Annotated in this window: 13 protein-coding genes; 11 read left to right on the top strand and 2 right to left on the bottom strand. The window is 70.4% G+C overall.

Annotated elements, in window-relative coordinates:
* The first annotated feature begins 34 nt into the window (after positions 1 to 34).
* The 3 genes from J2Y42_RS17150 to J2Y42_RS17140 are packed head-to-tail and all read left to right on the top strand — an operon-like array spanning position 35 to position 4769.
* Complete coding sequence (locus J2Y42_RS17150; protein ID WP_309860939.1) at positions 35 to 1102, top strand: glycerophosphodiester phosphodiesterase family protein; 1068 nt, start codon at positions 35 to 37, stop codon at positions 1100 to 1102.
* Between the two features lie 50 nt (positions 1103 to 1152).
* A complete protein-coding gene (locus tag J2Y42_RS17145; protein ID WP_309860937.1) occupies positions 1153 to 3708 on the top strand; it encodes a UvrD-helicase domain-containing protein in 2556 nt (851 codons plus the stop codon).
* The gene (locus J2Y42_RS17140) at positions 3705 to 4769 is read left to right on the top strand and encodes an FUSC family protein (RefSeq protein ID WP_309860934.1); all 1065 of its coding nucleotides are present in this window, start codon (positions 3705 to 3707) and stop codon (positions 4767 to 4769) included. Before J2Y42_RS17145 ends, J2Y42_RS17140 begins: the two co-directional genes overlap by 4 nt.
* On the opposite strand, the gene J2Y42_RS17135 is transcribed toward J2Y42_RS17140, so the two are convergent.
* Together J2Y42_RS17135 and J2Y42_RS17130 are read right to left on the bottom strand one after the other, a co-directional pair.
* A complete protein-coding gene (locus J2Y42_RS17135; RefSeq protein WP_309860931.1) occupies positions 4766 to 5623 on the bottom strand; it encodes an oxygenase MpaB family protein in 858 nt (285 codons plus the stop codon). The two genes, J2Y42_RS17140 and J2Y42_RS17135, sit on opposite strands and share 4 nt — an antisense overlap.
* Before the next feature lie 57 nt (positions 5624 to 5680).
* On the bottom strand, positions 5681 to 7285 hold the full coding sequence (locus J2Y42_RS17130; RefSeq protein ID WP_309860929.1) for a hypothetical protein: 1605 nt from the start codon (positions 7283 to 7285) through the stop codon (positions 5681 to 5683).
* Positions 7286 to 7518: 233 nt separating this feature from the next.
* Between J2Y42_RS17130 and sucC the strand changes: the two genes are divergently transcribed.
* The 8 genes from sucC (at position 7519) to ddaH (ending at position 17089) form a co-directional block, all read left to right on the top strand.
* On the top strand, positions 7519 to 8682 hold the full coding sequence (gene sucC / locus J2Y42_RS17125; protein ID WP_309860926.1) for an ADP-forming succinate--CoA ligase subunit beta: 1164 nt from the start codon (positions 7519 to 7521) through the stop codon (positions 8680 to 8682).
* Positions 8683 to 8699: 17 nt separating this feature from the next.
* Positions 8700 to 9587, top strand: coding sequence for a succinate--CoA ligase subunit alpha (sucD, locus tag J2Y42_RS17120; protein WP_018191900.1), 888 nt, complete (start codon positions 8700 to 8702; stop codon positions 9585 to 9587).
* Positions 9588 to 9732: 145 nt separating this feature from the next.
* Positions 9733 to 11115: a hypothetical protein gene (locus tag J2Y42_RS17115; protein ID WP_309860923.1), complete on the top strand. Its 1383-nt coding sequence runs from the start codon at positions 9733 to 9735 to the stop codon at positions 11113 to 11115.
* Positions 11116 to 11170: 55 nt separating this feature from the next.
* Positions 11171 to 12475, top strand: a complete 1305-nt coding sequence (locus J2Y42_RS17110; protein ID WP_309860920.1) for a DUF6350 family protein — start codon at positions 11171 to 11173, stop codon at positions 12473 to 12475.
* Positions 12476 to 12510: 35 nt separating this feature from the next.
* Positions 12511 to 13104: a phosphoribosylglycinamide formyltransferase gene (purN, locus tag J2Y42_RS17105; protein WP_018191897.1), complete on the top strand. Its 594-nt coding sequence runs from the start codon at positions 12511 to 12513 to the stop codon at positions 13102 to 13104.
* Positions 13101 to 14681: a bifunctional phosphoribosylaminoimidazolecarboxamide formyltransferase/IMP cyclohydrolase gene (gene purH / locus J2Y42_RS17100; RefSeq protein ID WP_309860916.1), complete on the top strand. Its 1581-nt coding sequence runs from the start codon at positions 13101 to 13103 to the stop codon at positions 14679 to 14681. The genes purN and purH overlap by 4 nt, the downstream gene beginning before the upstream one ends.
* Positions 14682 to 14785: 104 nt before the next feature.
* On the top strand, positions 14786 to 15841 hold the full coding sequence (locus J2Y42_RS17095) for a Glu/Leu/Phe/Val dehydrogenase dimerization domain-containing protein (RefSeq protein WP_309860913.1): 1056 nt from the start codon (positions 14786 to 14788) through the stop codon (positions 15839 to 15841).
* Positions 15842 to 15865: 24 nt separating this feature from the next.
* Positions 15866 to 17089, top strand: coding sequence for a dimethylargininase (ddaH, locus tag J2Y42_RS17090; RefSeq protein WP_309860910.1), 1224 nt, complete (start codon positions 15866 to 15868; stop codon positions 17087 to 17089).
* Positions 17090 to 17242: the final 153 nt, after the last annotated feature.

Here is a 17242-nt window from a genome sequence, read left to right as displayed (position 1 = left end):
TGGGCGCGCGCGTGCCCCGGGCTAGGATCGGGCCATGCGCGCGCGAACGGCTCCCGTGGTCATCGGTCACCGCGGGGCTCCGGGGTATCGGCCGGAACATACGCAGGGCTCGTACGAGCTGGCGTTCCAGCTCGGTGCCGACGCCGTCGAGCCCGACATCGTGGCGACGAAGGACGGAGTGCTCGTCCTCCGGCATGAGAACGAGATCTCGGGAACGACCGATATCGCCGAGCGGGCGGAGTTCGCCGATCGCCGGACGACCAAGGAGGTCGACGGGATCGCCGTGACCGGGTGGTTCACGGAGGACTTCACCTGGGACGAGCTGTCGACGTTGCGGGCGCGGGAGCGGATCCCGGCTCTGCGGCAGCACAGCTCGACGTTCGACGGGCACTATCCGCTGTTGCGTCTGAGCGATCTGCTCGAACTGATCGACCGCGCGGGTGAGGGATCGTCGCGGCCGCCCGGCCTGGTGGCCGAGCTGAAGCACGCGACGTATTTCGAGGCCGCGGGGTATCCGCTAGATGAGCTCCTGCTGCGCGATCTCGCGGAGGCGGGCTGGACGGATCGCGCCGGCGTGGTGGTCGAGAGCTTCGAGCGCACCGTGCTGGTGAAGCTGCACGAGCGCGGATTCCGGGGCCGGCGTGTGTATCTGCTGGAGGATGCGGGTGCGCCGGCGGATCGTGTCGCGGCACTCGGGTCGTCGGCGCCCGGGTACGACACCGACCTGAGCCTCCGCGGTCTGTATGCGCTGGGCTCTGCGGCGCCGTCGGCCGCGGACCGGGTCGACGGCATCAGCGTCGAGACCTCGCTCGTGCTGTCCTCCGGCTCGGTGTCGATGGCACTGTTCGGGGAGGACGACGCCGCGGATGTCGGCGCGGTCACCTCGGACCTGGTCGATCTCGCGCACTCAGCAGGCCTTGCGGTGCTCTGCTGGACTCTCCGCCCGGAGAACGGCATGCTTCCCGCCGAGTTCCGGGGCGGTGACGCCGAGGCGGCCTGGGGGGATTGGCGGCGCTACTTCTCGATCCTGCTGCACTCCGGCGTGGACGGGGTTTTCGCGGACCATCCGGACCTGGCGGTGGCCGTGCGCGACGGTCGCTGACCGCGCTCGCGGCCGAATGACGGTGGCAGCGACTAAAATCGACTGCAGACATGACGAGCCTTCCCGACGCCCCGCAGACCACCCCTTCCTCCGTCCCGATCATCCTGGACGGGTGGCAGGGCGACGGCACCGACGTCGACGCGACCCCGGGCTCCAGGAGGGGCGCGAGCGGCGGGCGGGGCTCGCGCGGAACGGGGGGCCCGGGTGGTTCCGGCCACTGGCGCGGGCCGAGCGAGCGCCTGTTCGAGGGCCTGAACCCGCAGCAGCGTGAAGCGGCCGAGTATCGCGGCCAGGCGCTGCTCATCGTGGCAGGTGCAGGCTCCGGCAAGACCAGCGTCCTCACCCGGCGCATCGCCGGGCTGATCGAGAGCCGCGAGGCGTGGCCGAGCGAGATCCTGGCCATCACCTTCACCAACAAGGCCGCCAACGAGATGCGCGAGCGCGTCGAGCAGCTGCTCGGCGGCAAGGCGCAGGGAATGTGGATCTCGACGTTCCACTCGGCCTGCGTGCGCATCCTCCGGCGTGAGGCCGAGACGATCGGCAAGACGCCGAGCTTCACCATCTACGACTCGGGCGACTCCCGCGCACTGCTGAAGCGCATCATCAAGGAGCTCGACGCCGACACTCTCGGATTCACCGTCGGCAGCGCGGCGAACCGCATCTCGAAGCTCAAGAACGAGCTCACCGACCTGGAGACCCACGCGCGCTCGGCCAACCTCAGCGACCCGCAGGAGGTCATGTTCCTCGAGATCTTCCGCCAGTACACGCGGGAGCTCCGACGCGCGAACGCCTTCGACTTCGACGATCTCATCGCCGAGACGGTCTTCCTCTTCCGCGCCTTCCCGCGGGTGGCTGCGCTGTACCAGAGCCGGTTCCGCCACATCCTGGTTGACGAGTACCAGGACACCAACCACGCGCAGTACTCGCTGATCCGCGAGCTCACCATGCCGGTCGCTCCGGACATCGCCGACGACCTGGAGGCCCACGGCCGCAATGTCGGCCCGCTGCGCGACGCTGCGGGCGTCATCCCCAGCGCCTCGCTCACCGTTGTGGGCGACTCGGACCAGTCGATCTACGCGTTCCGTGGCGCCGACATCCGCAACATCGTCGAGTTCGAGCGCGACTTCCCGGGCGCCAAGGTGGTGCTGCTGGAGCAGAACTACCGCTCGACGCAGAACATCCTGAGCGCTGCCAACGCCGTGATCTCCAACAACTTCGACCGCAAGGACAAGAAGCTGTGGACCGCCGTCGGCGACGGCGAGAAGATCGTCGGTTACACCGGGTACTCGGGCCACGACGAGGCCCAGTTCGTGGCCGACGAGATCGAGAAGCTGCACAGCGCGGGGATGGACTACAAGGACATCGCCGTCTTCTACCGCACGAACGCCCAGACCCGTGCGCTGGAGGAGATCTTCATCCGCTCGGCGCTGCCGTACAAGGTGATGGGCGGCACGAAGTTCTACGAGCGGGCCGAGATCAAGGACGCCATGGCGTATCTGATCACGGTCGCGAACCCGAGCGACATGCTGGCGCTCCGCCGCATCCTGAACACGCCGAAGCGCGGCATCGGACCGGCCACGGAGACCCAGCTGGCGAGCTACGCGGAGGACAACGGACTCACCTTCCGGGCGGCCATGCGCGACGCGGGCTCGCTGGGTCTCGGCCCGAAGGTGACGAACGCGATCCTGCAGCTGTCGAACCTGCTGGACGAGGCGGCGGCGAAGATCGACCCGTCGAATCCGGCCGGAGTCTCGCCGGTCGCCGACATCCTGACCTTCCTGCTGGACGGCAGCGGCTACCTCGAGGTGCTCCGTAACAGCCGCGACCCGCAGGACGAGGCGCGAGCGGAGAACGTTGACGAGCTCGTCGCCGTGACCCGCGAGTTCGCGCGCAACAACCCGGACGGGACGCTGGTCGACTTCCTCACGGAGGTCTCGCTGGTCGCGGCCGCGGATGAGATCGACGACTCGAGCGGCTCGGTGTCGCTGATGACGCTGCACACGGCGAAGGGCTTGGAGTACGACGCCGTGTTCCTCACCGGGATCGAGGAGGACCTCCTGCCGCACCGGATGTCGGCGAACGAGCCCGGCGGCCCGGCGGAGGAGCGACGCCTGTTCTACGTAGGCATCACGCGCGCCAAGAAGCGCCTGTTCCTGTCGCTGGCGATGACGCGTGCGCAGTTCGGCGAGACCGCGGTCGCGATGCCGAGTCGTTATCTGCAAGAGATCCCCGCCGATCTGATCGATTGGCGGCAGTCGCCGGGTTCGGCGAACGGCCGCGGTGGAACGCAGTCCCGCGCGCTGAACGCACGGCGCCCGGGCTTGGGCGCCGGTTCCGGCGGAACAGGGTGGAACGACCCGCTCTCGTCGTCGACGTTCCGCCAGGAGCGCCCGAAGGCGGAGTGGCCCAACCGCGTCACGGGCAAGGTCCGCGACAATGGCGACCTCGAGCTGTCGCCCGGCGATCGCATCCGCCATTCCGACTTCGGCGAGGGCCGGGTCACGCAGGTGACCGGGCAGGGCGCCAAGCGCGTCGCGCATGTCCAGTTCGACAAGGTGGGCGCGAAGAAGCTCCTCATCAAGATCGCCCCGATCGACAAGCTGTGACGGCGGCTGCCCCCGCAGAACGGAAGGGCGGAACTCCGCGCAACTTCGAGGTGGGTCTGCGTGCGGCCGTCGCCGTCGCGGTGCCGCTGTTCCTGCTCTTCTCGGCCGGTCGGCTCGATCTGACCGCGTACGCCGCCTTCGGTGCGTTCACCGCGCTGTACGGGAGGAACGAGCCGTACCGGGTGCGGGTTCGGACCCTGACCGTTGCAGCTATCGCGCTGCTTCTCAGCATTTCCGCCGGCGTCGGTCTCGCCGTGCTCGGTGAACCGCTCGCGCTCGTGGCGGTTGCGCTGGTGCTGGTCGTCGGCGGCGGAACCCTGTTCGTCACGGTTTTCCAGATGATGCCGCCTCAGGCGCTGTTCTTCGTCTTCGCCCTGCTGGTCTGCGCCGCCGTGCCGACTCCGGCGGCGGACGCGCTCCCGCGCATTGGTCTTGCGGCCGCGGCGGCGGCGTTCGCGTGGTTGCTGACCATGTCCGGCTGGGCGGTGCGGCGCATCCCGGGCATCGCGCGCAGTGCGTTGGGGCGCTCCGGATTCGTGCCCGAGCTGCGTCGGCGGCCCGGCATCGACCGTGCGGCCGTGCGGGATCCACGCGTCTGGCTCACGGTGGCCCAGAACGTTGTCGGCGTGCTGATCGCCGGCGGCGTCGCCCTCGCGTTCGGGCTCGGTCATGCCTACTGGGCCGTGGTGAGCGTCGTGGCCGTGATCCCGCCTGCGCGGGCGGCCCACTCCATCTCCCGTTCCCTGCACCGGATCGTGGGGACGATCGTCGGAGTCGGCGTGACGGCCCTGCTCCTTGTCTGGTCGCCTCCGGCGGTCGTGGTCATCTGCGTGATCGTGGTGTGCCAGTTCTTCGCCGAGATCCTGGTGGCCCGGCACTACGGCGCCGCCCTCGTCTTCATCACGCCGCTGGCCCTGTCGGTCTCGCACCTGGCGAGTCCGACACCGCTGAACGTGCTGGTCGTCGACCGCGTGCTCGAGACGGTCCTCGGCGCGGGCGTGGGCATCGCGCTGGTGCTGCTCGCCCGGGCCGTCGAGCGCCGCCGGGGTCTCGCCGCCTAGCGCTGCGCGGTCGGCTTCGTCGCGCCACGATTCCCGGCGTCGGCTGGGCGCGGTGCGAGCACCGCCCGCCGGAGCTTTGCCCGATAGCGCTCCCGTGGCACGTGGCGGAGCCGGAGCGGAAGCCGAGGGTAGACCGACGCGGTCCATCGCATCGCCCGCTCGAACCGGAGCTGTCGCCTCTCGTCCCACGGGAGCCCGAACTGTCGCCTCACCGATTCGGGAAGGAGACCGGCTGTCACCAGCCGCACCAGGGGCAGGGTCGGGCGGAGCCACCACGGCACGCGACGCGGATGCAGGATCTGCCGTGACACCGCCCGCACGTCGTCGTTCACCCGGAGCGACAGGAGCATCCGCTCCCAGTAGGCGTCGAAGTCCGCGCGCCGGGCCGGCCATCGATCGCGGGTGAGCTGCAGGTTGGAGAGAGCCCCCGAGAGCTCCTCGTACGCTCTGTCCGCTTGTGCGGGCGTGAGCGGACCGAACACTCTCCGATGCAGATCCATCACCGTCTGGTAGAGAGTGGCGGCCACCCAGAGCTGGAGCTCCGGATCGAAGGCGTTGTAGGCCGAGCCGTCCGCGGCGATCGTCCCGCGGACGGGCGCATGCGCGCGGTTCACTATTCTCCGCATGGCCGCGAGTTCCGCCTCCGAGCCGAACATGGTCGCCGTGAGATAGAGCATCGTGCCGTCGAACCGGTCCATGAGCCGCTCGGCGAAGTCGCTGTGCTCGACGACGCCCTGGCCGACCGAGGGATGCGCGATCTGCAGCAGGAGTGCGCGGCCTCCGCCCGCCAAGGTCAGCGCCTCGGAGACGATGTCCTCGCCCTCGACGGGACGGTTGCGGGGATTTCTGCGCACCCGGACATCCTGTCGTCGCCTCCTGCGAGGGACCGGAGAATGACCGTCGCATGCTTCTCACGGCCCCACCCAGGTCGAGCGGGCGCGCCGGGGGCGCACGTTACGTCGACCGGAGACGTGCGGAGCCCGACCGGGGCGGTCGACCATCTCGGGGTCGATTACCGCTCCCTCGAGTGCCGCGCGCCTCCCGCGTGCGCGACGGGCTCCGCGGGTCCGCAACCGCCCGGCGATCAGCAGCAGCACGCCTGCGACGCCGGTGCCGGAGCCCCATACTGCCGGCAGGAGGGCGTCGGCGCCCGTGTCGGCCAGTCGCGTCTGAGTGAGGGCGGGCTCGATCTCCGGGACGGGGACCGTGGGAGTCTGCGCCCGGGTGATCTCCGTGGCGATGCCGAACTCGGACGTCCACGGGTGCACCCGTGCGCCGCCTGCATCGGGATCGGTACGCCCCGGGTCGATGCGTTCCGTCCAGACGTAGTAGCCGTCGGCCGGCAGAGTGCAGGTCGGAGTGGTGTACTCGCCGACCCCGTCGATCACCGTCTCGACCGTGCAGACGGTGGGCGAGCCGGGCGGCGGTGCGGGGGAGCGGGCGATCGGGTCGGCGAACGGCCCGTGCAGCGTGCTCTCGACGACCGCGGTGACGGCGGCGAAACCGTCATCGCCGGAACGAACTCCCCAGGTCGGCAGCAGCCCATCGCCCTCGGCGACACTCACGGTGAGGTGGTCCGCGATCTCGGCGCCCGGATGGGCTTCCGCCAGAGACGTGCGCGTGCCCACCTGAGGCTGGAACGGCAGTGGTGACGGACCGGTCGCGTGCGCCTCGGCCTGCGCGTTCGCCGTGGACGGTTCCGCGATCAGCACGGCCTGAGCATCCGTCGTCGGCAGCGCGACGGTGATGCGGTTGCCGTAGGGGAGCTCCCCGGTCTTCGCGGTGGCGCTCACGGCAACGCTGGCCTCCGAGCCGGTCGGCCGGATCGCGACATCGGTCCCCGACCGGATCGTGCCGGTGCTCCCGCCGCCGTCGAGCGTGGCTCCCGTGAGGGAGACGGAGACCGGGTGGGCCCCGCTGGGGAGCAGCTCCGGACCGGCGATGCGATCGACGGTCAGCTCGACTCGCAGGCGGCCGGCTCCCGTCTCGGCGAGTTCGACGACAACGGCGGCGCGCACGCCCGTCGAGGCGCGGCTTCGTGCCTCGGCCAGCATCTCGACAGCTCCCGCGTAGACGCGGTCGCTGTCGGCGCCGGCCCGTGCCGCGTGCTCGCGGGCGTCGGGCTCGGACATCCCGGCGTACATCCACGTCGCCAGCTGGCCGGCGGCCGCGGTGAGTCGGTCGCTGCTCCCCGCCCAGGTGCGGGCGAAGTAGGCGAACATCGCCGACTGCTCCGGCGTCCACCAGCCCATTCCGGCCGGGTCGGCGTAGCTGTACTGGAGGCCGACCGGTGCGACCTTGCCGGGATTCAGGCAGAAGCCCAGTGCGCCGTCGTCGAAATGGTAGGCACCCAGCCACCAGCCGTCGGCGGACTGGTAGCCGGGACCGTGGCCGTCGCCCACGAGGGCGCGCGCCGGCCCGGCAGCGGAGGTGAGCGCTCCATGGAGAACGCCGAGGAAGACGGCGAGCCCCGCGAGGCACACGGCGGAGATCAGGGTGAAAGGTCGATGAGTCATGCCTCCACCGTCGCGGCGCCGGTGTGTCCCGTGGCCGCTGTCGGCGGATCGGTGGACAACGGCGTTCGCCGAGGACCTGTGAACACCTCGGCCGGTTTCGGCCCGTTCAGCGGAAGGGTCTAAAGTTCTTCCTGGCGAATTTATCTCGGCGTCGAGCTATTCTCGCGCCGGACCGTCAGGAGAAATCAGCCGGCAGCCACGAGCGCACCGGAACACCAGCGGATTGGATAACCGTGGATCTATACGAGTACCAGGCCAGAGACCTGTTTGAGAAGTACGGGGTCCCGGTGCTTCCGGGCATCGTCGCCGACACCCCCGAGGAGGTGCGTGCGGCTGCCGAGAAGCTGGGCGGCGTGACCGTCGTCAAGGCGCAGGTCAAGACCGGTGGTCGCGGAAAGGCCGGCGGTGTCAAGGTCGCGAAGAACGCCGATGAGGCGGAGGCAGCGGCGCAGGCGATCCTCGGACTCGACATCAAGGGTCACGTCGTCCGTCGCGTCATGGTCGCCGGCGGCGCCCGCATCGCTCGCGAGTTCTACTTCTCGGTGCTCCTCGACCGCGCCAACCGCTCCTACCTCTCGCTGACCAGCGTCGAGGGCGGCATGGAGATCGAGCAGCTCGCCGTCGAGAAGCCGGAGGCGCTCGCCCGCGTCGAGGTCGACCCGCGCGGCGGCATCGACCACGCGAAGGCCGTCGAGATCGCCCAGGCCGCCGGATTCCCGGAGGACCTGGTCGAGAAGGTCGCCGATGTCTTCGTGAAGCTCTACGAGGTCTACACGGGCGAGGACGCGACCCTCGTCGAGGTGAACCCGCTTGTCCTCACCGAGGAGGGCGACATCATCGCTCTCGACGGCAAGGTTTCGCTCGACGAGAACGCCGACTTCCGTCACCCCGACCACGAGGCGCTCGAGGACAAGGACGCGGCCGACCCGCTGGAGGCCAAGGCCAAGGCGGCGAACCTCAACTACGTCAAGCTCGACGGTCAGGTCGGCATCATCGGCAACGGCGCGGGCCTCGTCATGTCGACGCTGGACGTCGTCGCCTACGCCGGCGAGAAGCACCAGGGCGTCAAGCCGGCCAACTTCCTCGACATCGGTGGCGGCGCGTCCGCCGAGGTCATGGCGGCGGGTCTCGACGTCATCCTCAACGACCCGCAGGTGAAGAGCGTGTTCGTCAACGTCTTCGGCGGGATCACCGCGTGCGACGCGGTCGCCAACGGCATCGTGAAGGCCCTGGAGATCCTCGGCGACGAGGCGAACAAGCCGCTGGTCGTGCGCCTCGACGGCAACAACGTCGACGAGGGGCGCCGCATCCTGACCGAGGCCAACCACCCGCTGGTCACCCTCGCGCTCACCATGGACGAGGGCGCCGACAAGGCCGCCGAGCTGGCCGCGAAGTAAGCGAAGGACGAACGAGAATGTCTATCTTCCTCAACAAGGACTCCAAGGTCATCGTCCAGGGCATCACCGGCGGCGAGGGCACGAAGCACACCGCCCTGATGCTGAAGGCCGGCACCCAGGTCGTCGGCGGCGTCAACGCCCGCAAGGCCGGCACGACCGTCACCCACGGCGATGTCGAGCTCCCCGTGTTCGGCACGGTCGTCGAGGCCATCGAGAAGACCGGCGCGGATGTGTCGATCATCTTCGTGCCGCCGGCGTTCGCGAAGGACGCGATGGTCGAGGCCATCGACGCCGAGATCCCGCTGCTCGTCGTGATCACCGAGGGCATCCCGGTGCAGGACTCCGCAGAGGCGTGGGCCTACGCTAAGGAGAAGGGCAACAAGACCCGGATCATCGGCCCGAACTGCCCCGGAATCATCACGCCCGGCGAGTCGCTGGTGGGGATCACCCCGGCGACCATCACCGGCAAGGGCCCGATCGGCCTCGTCTCGAAGTCGGGCACGCTGACCTACCAGATGATGTACGAGCTCCGAGACCTCGGCTTCTCGACCGCCATCGGCATCGGCGGCGACCCGGTCATCGGCACGACGCACATCGACGCGCTCGCCGCGTTCGAGGCGGACCCGGAGACGAAGGCCATCGTGATGATCGGCGAGATCGGCGGCGACGCCGAGGAGCGCGCCGCGGACTTCATCAAGGCGAACGTGACCAAGCCGGTCGTCGGCTACGTGGCGGGCTTCACAGCTCCCGAGGGCAAGACCATGGGCCACGCCGGCGCCATCGTGTCGGGCTCGGCGGGCACCGCCCAGGCCAAGAAGGAGGCGCTGGAGGCTGCGGGCGTCAAGGTCGGCAAGACGCCCTCCGAGACGGCAGAGCTCCTGCGCGAGGTCTACGCCGCGCTGTAATCGAGCGGCGCACCACCGCGAAGGCCGGGACCCGGGAGGTCCCGGCCTTCGTCGTTCCGACCTACGTCATCCCGAACAGATACTCCCTGCCGCACACGGCGACCGCGGCGCTACAGTGAGCGCACCGTGCCGGAAGGAGACGCTGATGGCTCGTCCGACGAACACCGAGCTGCTGCAGCGCATCGCAGCCCTGGAGGAGGAGAACGCCGCGCTCCGCATGCAGAGCGCCGATCCCGCGGCCGATACGGTGCCGATCGCGCCGTCCCCGCCGGTCAAGCACCAGCGCAGCTGGGCGTGGACCCTGCTCGCGACCGTCCTGATCGTCCTCGGCGCCATCCTCGCGCCCGTCGCGGTGATCTCGTCGTGGGCGAAGGTCCAGCTGACGGACACCGACTCCTTCGTCTCGACCTACGCCCCGCTCGCGCACGACGCCGGCGTCCAGGCGTTCGTCACCGACGAAGCCGTGAAGGCCGTACAGGACAACGTGGACATCGACGGGCTGACGTCTCAGGTGATCGACGGCATCACCGATCTCGGCACCGGCCCGGTCGCCACCAAGGCTCTGGAGTCGCTGAAGGCTCCGCTCGCGCAGGGCATCGAGTCGCTGCTGCGTTCGACCGTCCAGCGCTTCGTCGCCTCGGATGCGTTCGCGCAGGTCTGGCAGCAGGCGCTCCGGACGAGTCACGACCAGCTGATCGCGACGATGCAGAACGACCCGAAGGCGGCCATCACGGTCGGGTCGGATGGCTCCGTCGGCATCCAGCTCGCCCCGATCATCGACCGGGTGAAACAGCTGCTGGTGGATCAGGGGGTGACGTTCGCGGCGCAGATCCCGTCGGTGGATCGCACCATCACCGTCGCGCAGAATTCGTCCATCCCCACCCTGCAGCTCTTCTACGGGCTGGCGGTCGCGGCCGGTGCGTGGCTGCCCTGGGTCGCCATCGGGCTGCTGGCACTGGGCGTCGTCGTCGCCCGCCGCCGTGCCCTCGCTCTGATCTGGGCTGCGGTCGCGTTGGGCCTCGCCATGGGGATCACGCTGGCCGCGATCGGCATCGGCCGGCTCGTCTTCGTCTCGTCGGTGTCGCCGTCTCTCGTCCCCTCGGGGTTGGCGCAGACGCTGTTCTCGACGGTGACGGATGCGATGATCGCGACCGCCGTCGCGGTCCTGGTCCTCGCGATCGCCGTCGCCGTCGTCGGCTGGTTCTCCGGCCCCTTCGCCGTGCCCAGGAGGCTGCGCGGCTTCTTCGGCGACGGTGTCGCCTGGGTGCGTCAGTCGGCCGAGCGCCACGGCATCACGACGGGACGGGCGGGCGAGTGGATGTACGCCCAGCGCACGCTGCTGCGCGCGGCCGTCGCGGTGATCGCGGCCGCCGTCGTGCTGTTCGTCCGACCGCTCACTCCGGCTCTGATCATCTGGACGCTGGTGATCGCGGCGCTGGTCGTCGCGATCCTCGAACTGCTTCAGCGGCCGGTCATCACCGTGCCGGAGCAGGCCGACGACGAGACGCCGGTGGTCACGGTCTCCTGAGCGCCGAAGTGTCGGCCGTCCGCGCCGCGTGCGCGCCGGTAGGCTCCGTTCGGTCATGAGTCGCACAACCGTCGCCCTGCTCGCCGCGCTGGAGGCGTTCATCGTCGCCGCCATCGGCATCGGGATCTGTCTCGTCCCGATCACGATCCTCTGGGCGGCGCAGTTCCAGCTCGGCGCCGATTTCACGGTCGTGTGGCGTTCCGCAGCCGACATCTGGCTGGTCGGCCACGGCGTCAACCTGACCATCGCGCTCGACCCGCAGACGGTCGCGCAACTCGGGCTGCCGACCGCGGCGGTGCCGTTCCAGGTGACGATCGCGCTGCTCGGGTTCGCCGCCCTGACCGCCGGGCTGGGCGTTCGGACCGGGATGCGCGCAGCCGAGACCGATCAGCGCGCGGTCGGTGCCCTGAGCGCGCTGGCGGCTTTCGTGGTCATCTCGACGCTCGTGGTCCTGACCGCTGGCTCCCCGGTGGCGCAGCCGTCTCTCTGGCAGGGCATCATCCTGCCGCCCTTCGTCTACGGGGTCGGGATCGCCGCCGGATTCGGGTTCGCCGCGCTGCGCGGCGGGGCGCCCGCCGAGACGGCTGCCGCGACCGCGTCGCCGGATCGGGATGCGACGAGCCCGCTCGGCGGAGGCTCAGGCGGCTTGTCGACGGGCCGGGCACCCGCGCCGGCCGTCCTCTCCGTTCTGCGGACCGCGACGGTGCCGATCCCCAGCGCCCTGCGCACCGGCGCGGGCGCCGCACTGCGGGCCGGGACGGCGGCGACCGCCATCGTGATCGGCGTGGCCGCTCTGGTGGTCGCGCTGCTGATCTTCGGCAACTACGGGACGATCATCAGCCTGTACGAGCAGCTGCAGACCGGTGTCGCCGGGGGAGCGGCGCTGACCATCGGGCAGCTCGCCGTCATCCCGAACATCGTGGTGTGGATGGCGTCGTGGCTGGTCGGGCCCGGTTTCGCCCTCGGCACCGGGTCGTCGGTGAGCCCGATCAGCACCGCGCTGGGCCCGTTGCCGGGGTTGCCGCTCTTCGGCATCATCCCCGCGGGCGGGTGGAGCTTCGGCCTGGTCGGTGTCGTCGTGCCGATCCTCGCCGGCTTCGTCTCCGGTGTCCTCGTCCGCTCGCGGACCGCGGTTCGCGGGCTCGACGGCCTGCAGGCCCTGCTGCTGACCGCGCTCGGGATCGGCGCGGTCGCCGGGATCGAACTGGGGCTCCTCGCGTGGTGGTCGTCCGGTGCGCTCGGACCCGGACGCTTGCACGATGTGGGGCCGAACCCGTGGCTGGTCGGCGCGCTGGCTGCCGCGGAGGTCGCCGTCGCCGCCGGGATCGGGCTGGCGGCGGCCGGGCGCGGCCGCCGGTGATCGAGCCGGTCGTCGCACGCCGCTAGGCTGGTGGCGTGCTCTCGATCGTGGTGCTGATCTCCGGTGGCGGCTCCAACCTGCGTGCCCTGCTGGAGGCCTCGGAAGACGCCGAGTTCCCCGCCCGTGTCGTCGCCGTCGGCGCCGACCGCGACGCGGACGGCTTTGAGCACGCGGAGCGCTTCGGCATCCCGACCTTCACGGTGCCCTTCACGTCGTATCCGAGCCGGGAGGAGTGGGGCGACGCCCTGCTCGAGCAGATCCGGCAGTGGGAGCCCGACCTGACCATCCTGTCCGGCTTCATGCGCCTGGTGCCCCCGCGGGTGGTCGAAGCGCTGTCGCCGCGGCTCATCAACACGCACCCCGCCTACCTGCCCGAGTTCCCGGGCGCGCACGCCGTCCGCGACGCGCTCGCCGCCGGTGTGACGCAGACCGGGGCGAGCCTCATCGTCGTCGACAACGGAGTGGACGCCGGCCCCATCATCAGCCAGGAGCGCGTGGAGGTGGAGCCGGGCGACACCGAGGCCGCCCTCCACGAGCGCATCAAGCCTGTGGAGCGACGGCTGCTCATCGACGCCGTGCTCGACATCGCCAACGGACACATCGACCTCGAGGAGCTTGCCCGAGCATGAGCGGACCCCGTCACGACGCCAGCCTGTACCGCGAGCGGGATCTCGTCCCGATCCGCCGCGCCCTGATCTCGGTCAGCGACAAGACCGGACTGCTCGACCTGGCGTCCGCGCTCGCCGCGGCCGGCGTCGAGATCGTCTCGACCGGCTCGACGGCGCAGACCATCCGCGACGCGGGTCACGCGGTGACCGACGTCGCGAGTGTCACCGGGTTCCCGGAGTCGCTCGACGGGCGTGTGAAGACACTGCACCCGGCCATCCACTCGGGACTCCTCGCCGATCTGCGGCTGGCGTCGCACGAGGAGCAGCTCACGGACCTCGGCATCGAGCCGTTCGAGCTCGTCGTCGTCAACCTGTACCCGTTCGTCGAGACGGTGGCTTCCGGCGCGGTCGGCAACGACGTCGTCGAGCAGATCGACATCGGCGGCCCGGCCATGGTGCGCGCTGCCGCGAAGAACCACGCGAACGTGGCGATCGTGGTGTCGCCCTCCGACTACGACGGCATCGTGGAGGCCGTCGCCGCCGGCGGTACGACCTTCGACCAGCGCCGGGAGCTCGCGTCGAAGGCGTTCGCGCACACGGCCGCCTACGACGGCGCCGTCGCCGCCTGGTTCGCGGGGGAAGCCCCCTCGGTGGATGACTTCCCCGAGCGCTGGGAGGCGCGGGCCGAGCTCAAGCAGACCCTCCGCTACGGCGAGAACTCGCACCAGGCTGCCGCCCTCTACGCCGACCCGAAGGGCACCGGCATCGCCCAGGCGACCCAGCTCGGCGGCAAGGAGATGTCGTACAACAACTACGTGGATGCGGACGCCGCCCTGCGCAGCGCGTACGACTTCCGCGAGCCGGCCGTCGCCATCATCAAGCACGCGAACCCCTGCGGAATCGCCGTCGCGGACGACATCGCCGAGGCGCACCGCAAGGCGCACGAGTGCGACCCGGTGTCGGCGTACGGCGGCGTGATCGCGGCCAACCGCACGGTCACCCTCGCCATGGCGGAGACGGTGAAGGGCATCTTCACCGAGGTGCTCATCGCCCCAGGCTACGAGCCGGAGGCGCTGGAACTCCTGCAGACGAAGAAGAACCTCCGCATCCTGCAGCTGCCCGAGGGATACGCCCGCGCACTGACCGAGTTCCGCCAGATCTCGGGTGGCGTGCTCGTGCAGGACTCCGACCGCTTCGACGAGTTTTCGTCGGAAGGCTGGACCCTGGTCGCCGGCGAGGAGGCCGACGCGGCGACCCGCGCCGACCTCGAGTTCGCGTGGAAGGCGTGCCGCGCCGTGAAGTCGAACGCCATCCTGCTCGCCCACGACGGCGCCTCCGTCGGGGTCGGCATGGGCCAGGTCAACCGCGTCGACTCGTGCACCCTGGCGGTCAGCCGTGCGGGGGAGCGGGCGGCCGGATCCGTGGCCGCATCCGACGCGTTCTTCCCCTTCGCCGACGGTCCGCAGATCCTCATCGACGCGGGCGTCCGCGCGATCGTGCAGCCGGGCGGGAGCATCCGCGACGAGGATGTGATCGCGGCGGCGAAGGCGGCCGGAGTCACCATGTACTTCACCGGCGAGCGGCACTTCTTCCACTAGGAGAACGCGCGGCGACGTTGCCTCCGCGGCCGGGTCGCGGGAGAATGGACGGCGGTCCACAAGACCGTCACACATTTTCACCGCGATCCCACGAGGAGACACCGATGTCCGTCCTGCCCGCAGACCTGCCGCACGAAACACTGCACGTGGTGAAGGGGAGGCGGAGCGGTCTCACCATCAGCATCGCGGTCCACTCCACCGTCCTCGGCCCGGCCCTCGGCGGATGCCGGGTCTGGACGTACGACTCCTGGCAGGAGGCGGTCGCCGACTCGCTGCGGCTGGCCGAGGGCATGACCCTCAAGAACGCGGCGGCCGGTCTCCACCGCGGCGGCGGCAAGGCCGTCGTCTACGTGCCGCGCGGCACGGTGCTCACACCGACCGAGCGCTACGAAGCCATGCTCGATCTCGGCGACGCCGTCGAGACGCTCGGCGGCAGCTATATGACCGCGGAGGATGTGGGCACGAGCGCCGAGGACATGTCCGTCGTCGCGTCGCGCACTGCGCACGTCTGCGGCCTCCCGCCGTCGGAGGGCGGGGTCGGGGAGCCCAGCGATGCGACCGCGGCAGGCGTCTACGCCGGTCTGCAGGCCACCATGGAGCGGGCGTTCGGCAGCCGGGATGTCGCCGGGCGCCACGTGATCGTGCTCGGCCTCGGACACGTGGGATCGCTCATCGCGATGCGCCTCGCCAGCGAAGGCGCCGTGCTGACCGTCACCGACGTGAACCCCGCGAAGCGCGCCCTCGCGGAGGCGCTCGGCGCCACCTGGGTGGAGCCGGATGACGCCCACCGCGTCGAGGGCGATGTCTTCGTCCCCGCCGGTGTCGGCGGAGTCCTGACCGACCGGGTGATCGACGAGCTCCGGGTCGCCGCGGTCGTCGGCCCCGCGAACAACCAGCTCGCGCACCGCTCGGGAGCGGAGCGTCTCGCCGCACGCGGCATCCTGTGGGCTCCCGACTTCGTCGTCAACGCGGGCGGTGTGATCTTCCTGTCGATGGCGGGCGAGCCCGGCGTGACCGCCGAGGCCACGCAGGAGCGCGTCGAGCGGATCGGCGACACGGTCGCCGAGATCTTCCGGGCGGCCGACCAGCGCGGGGTCACCACGCTGCAGGCGGCGGAGGAGCTCGCGCTCGACCGGCTCCGGGAGCCAGCGAACGCATAGCGGCGCTCCGCTAGGTTGGATCCCATGACGTCTTCCTGGGGCCGCCGGCTCATCGCATCCCTTGTCGCTGCCCTCGTGGTGGTCCTCGTCGTTCACGCGGCGATGATCGCCGCGTTTTACGTGGGGAGCCTCGCCGGGTCGTCGGCCCCGTCGGGGGCATTGATCGTCGCCGTCAGCAACTACTTCTCGCTGACCAGCGTCATCGCCTTCGTGCTGCTCTGGGTCGCCGGCTTCGTCGGTGCGTTCGACCGGTGGTGGACGGCGTTGATCGCGGGCGTGCTGGCCGGAGTGCTGGCGCCCGCGGTCGGGACCATCCTGACCGCGACCTCGGGCGGTTCGCCGTTCAGCGGCGACCTGATCGTCGCGGTGCTCGGCACACTGCTGGGGATCAACCTCCTCTACGCCGTCGCCATCACCGCGCTCACTCCGACGTTCGGCCGGTGGCTGTTCCGCGTCGTCGAGGGCACCCGCAGCCGCTTCGAGACCGACCGGAAGGTCGCGCTGGTCCGCATCCCCGCCGGCAACCTCGCCGAGGGCCTGGTGACCCACATCGACCGCCAGCCGGTGGATGCGGAGCGCGCGGACGCGCAGTGGGACGCCTACGTCGCGGCCCTCTCCGAGGCCGGCTGGCAGACCGTCGAGGTCGCGAGCGCGGACTCCATGGCCGACTCCGTCTTCGTGGAGGACACCGCCGTCGTCTTCGGCGACACCGCCGTGATCACCCTTCCCGGCGCCGAGTCGCGCCGCGCGGAGGTCGTGGGCACGGAGGCCGCGTTGCGGGCGCAGGGTCTGCACCTCGAGCGCATCGAGGCGCCGGGGACGCTCGAGGGCGGCGATGTGCTCAAGGTCGGCTCGACGGTCTACGTCGGTCGCGGTGGGCGCACGAACGCGGAGGGCATCCGCCAGCTCCGCGCCCTCGTCGCGCCGCTCGGGTACACCGTCGTCGCCGTGCCGGTCACGAAGGCACTGCACCTGAAGACGGCCGTGACGGCGCTGCCCGACGGGACGATCATCGGCTACGAGCCGATCGTGGACGACCCGCGCGTCTTCGAGCGCTTCCTCCCCGTGCCGGAGGCCCACGGCACCGCGGTCGTCGTGCTCTCGGACGACACCGTGCTGATGTCGTCGTCGGCCCCGCAGTCGGTGGCGCTGGTCGAGGACCTCGGCTACACCGTCATCCAGGTCGACATCTCGGAGTTCGAGAAGCTCGAGGGATGCGTCACCTGCCTGTCGATCCGGATCCGCTGACCCCTTCCGCCGAGTGGTGACATCTCGTCGCCACTCGGCGGAATTCCCGCGCTCGCTCGCATCTCGCCGAGGCCCCTCGGTGGGATGTGAGAAAAACTCTTGCATTCGGCGAGAACCTGGCAATATGCTGTAGGGCTGCCTTGTCGCGGCATA

The sequence above is a fragment of the Leifsonia sp. 1010 genome, assembly GCF_031455295.1.
Taxonomy (GTDB): Bacteria; Actinomycetota; Actinomycetes; order Actinomycetales; family Microbacteriaceae; genus Leifsonia.
The sequence above is the reverse complement of the archived record's forward strand: the minus strand, read 5'-3'. Positions and strand labels throughout refer to the sequence as shown.

Coding starts and splice junctions, on each gene's coding strand:
- J2Y42_RS17110 (WP_309860920.1), top strand. CDS start 11,171: ATGAGTCGCACAACCGTCGCCCTGCTCGCCGCGCTGGAGGCGTTCATC.
- J2Y42_RS17150 (WP_309860939.1), top strand. CDS start 35: ATGCGCGCGCGAACGGCTCCCGTGGTCATCGGTCACCGCGGGGCTCCG.
- ddaH (WP_309860910.1), top strand. CDS start 15,866: ATGACGTCTTCCTGGGGCCGCCGGCTCATCGCATCCCTTGTCGCTGCC.
- J2Y42_RS17115 (WP_309860923.1), top strand. CDS start 9,733: ATGGCTCGTCCGACGAACACCGAGCTGCTGCAGCGCATCGCAGCCCTG.
- J2Y42_RS17130 (WP_309860929.1), bottom strand. CDS start 7,285: ATGACTCATCGACCTTTCACCCTGATCTCCGCCGTGTGCCTCGCGGGG.
- purH (WP_309860916.1), top strand. CDS start 13,101: ATGAGCGGACCCCGTCACGACGCCAGCCTGTACCGCGAGCGGGATCTC.
- J2Y42_RS17095 (WP_309860913.1), top strand. CDS start 14,786: ATGTCCGTCCTGCCCGCAGACCTGCCGCACGAAACACTGCACGTGGTG.
- sucD (WP_018191900.1), top strand. CDS start 8,700: ATGTCTATCTTCCTCAACAAGGACTCCAAGGTCATCGTCCAGGGCATC.
- J2Y42_RS17145 (WP_309860937.1), top strand. CDS start 1,153: ATGACGAGCCTTCCCGACGCCCCGCAGACCACCCCTTCCTCCGTCCCG.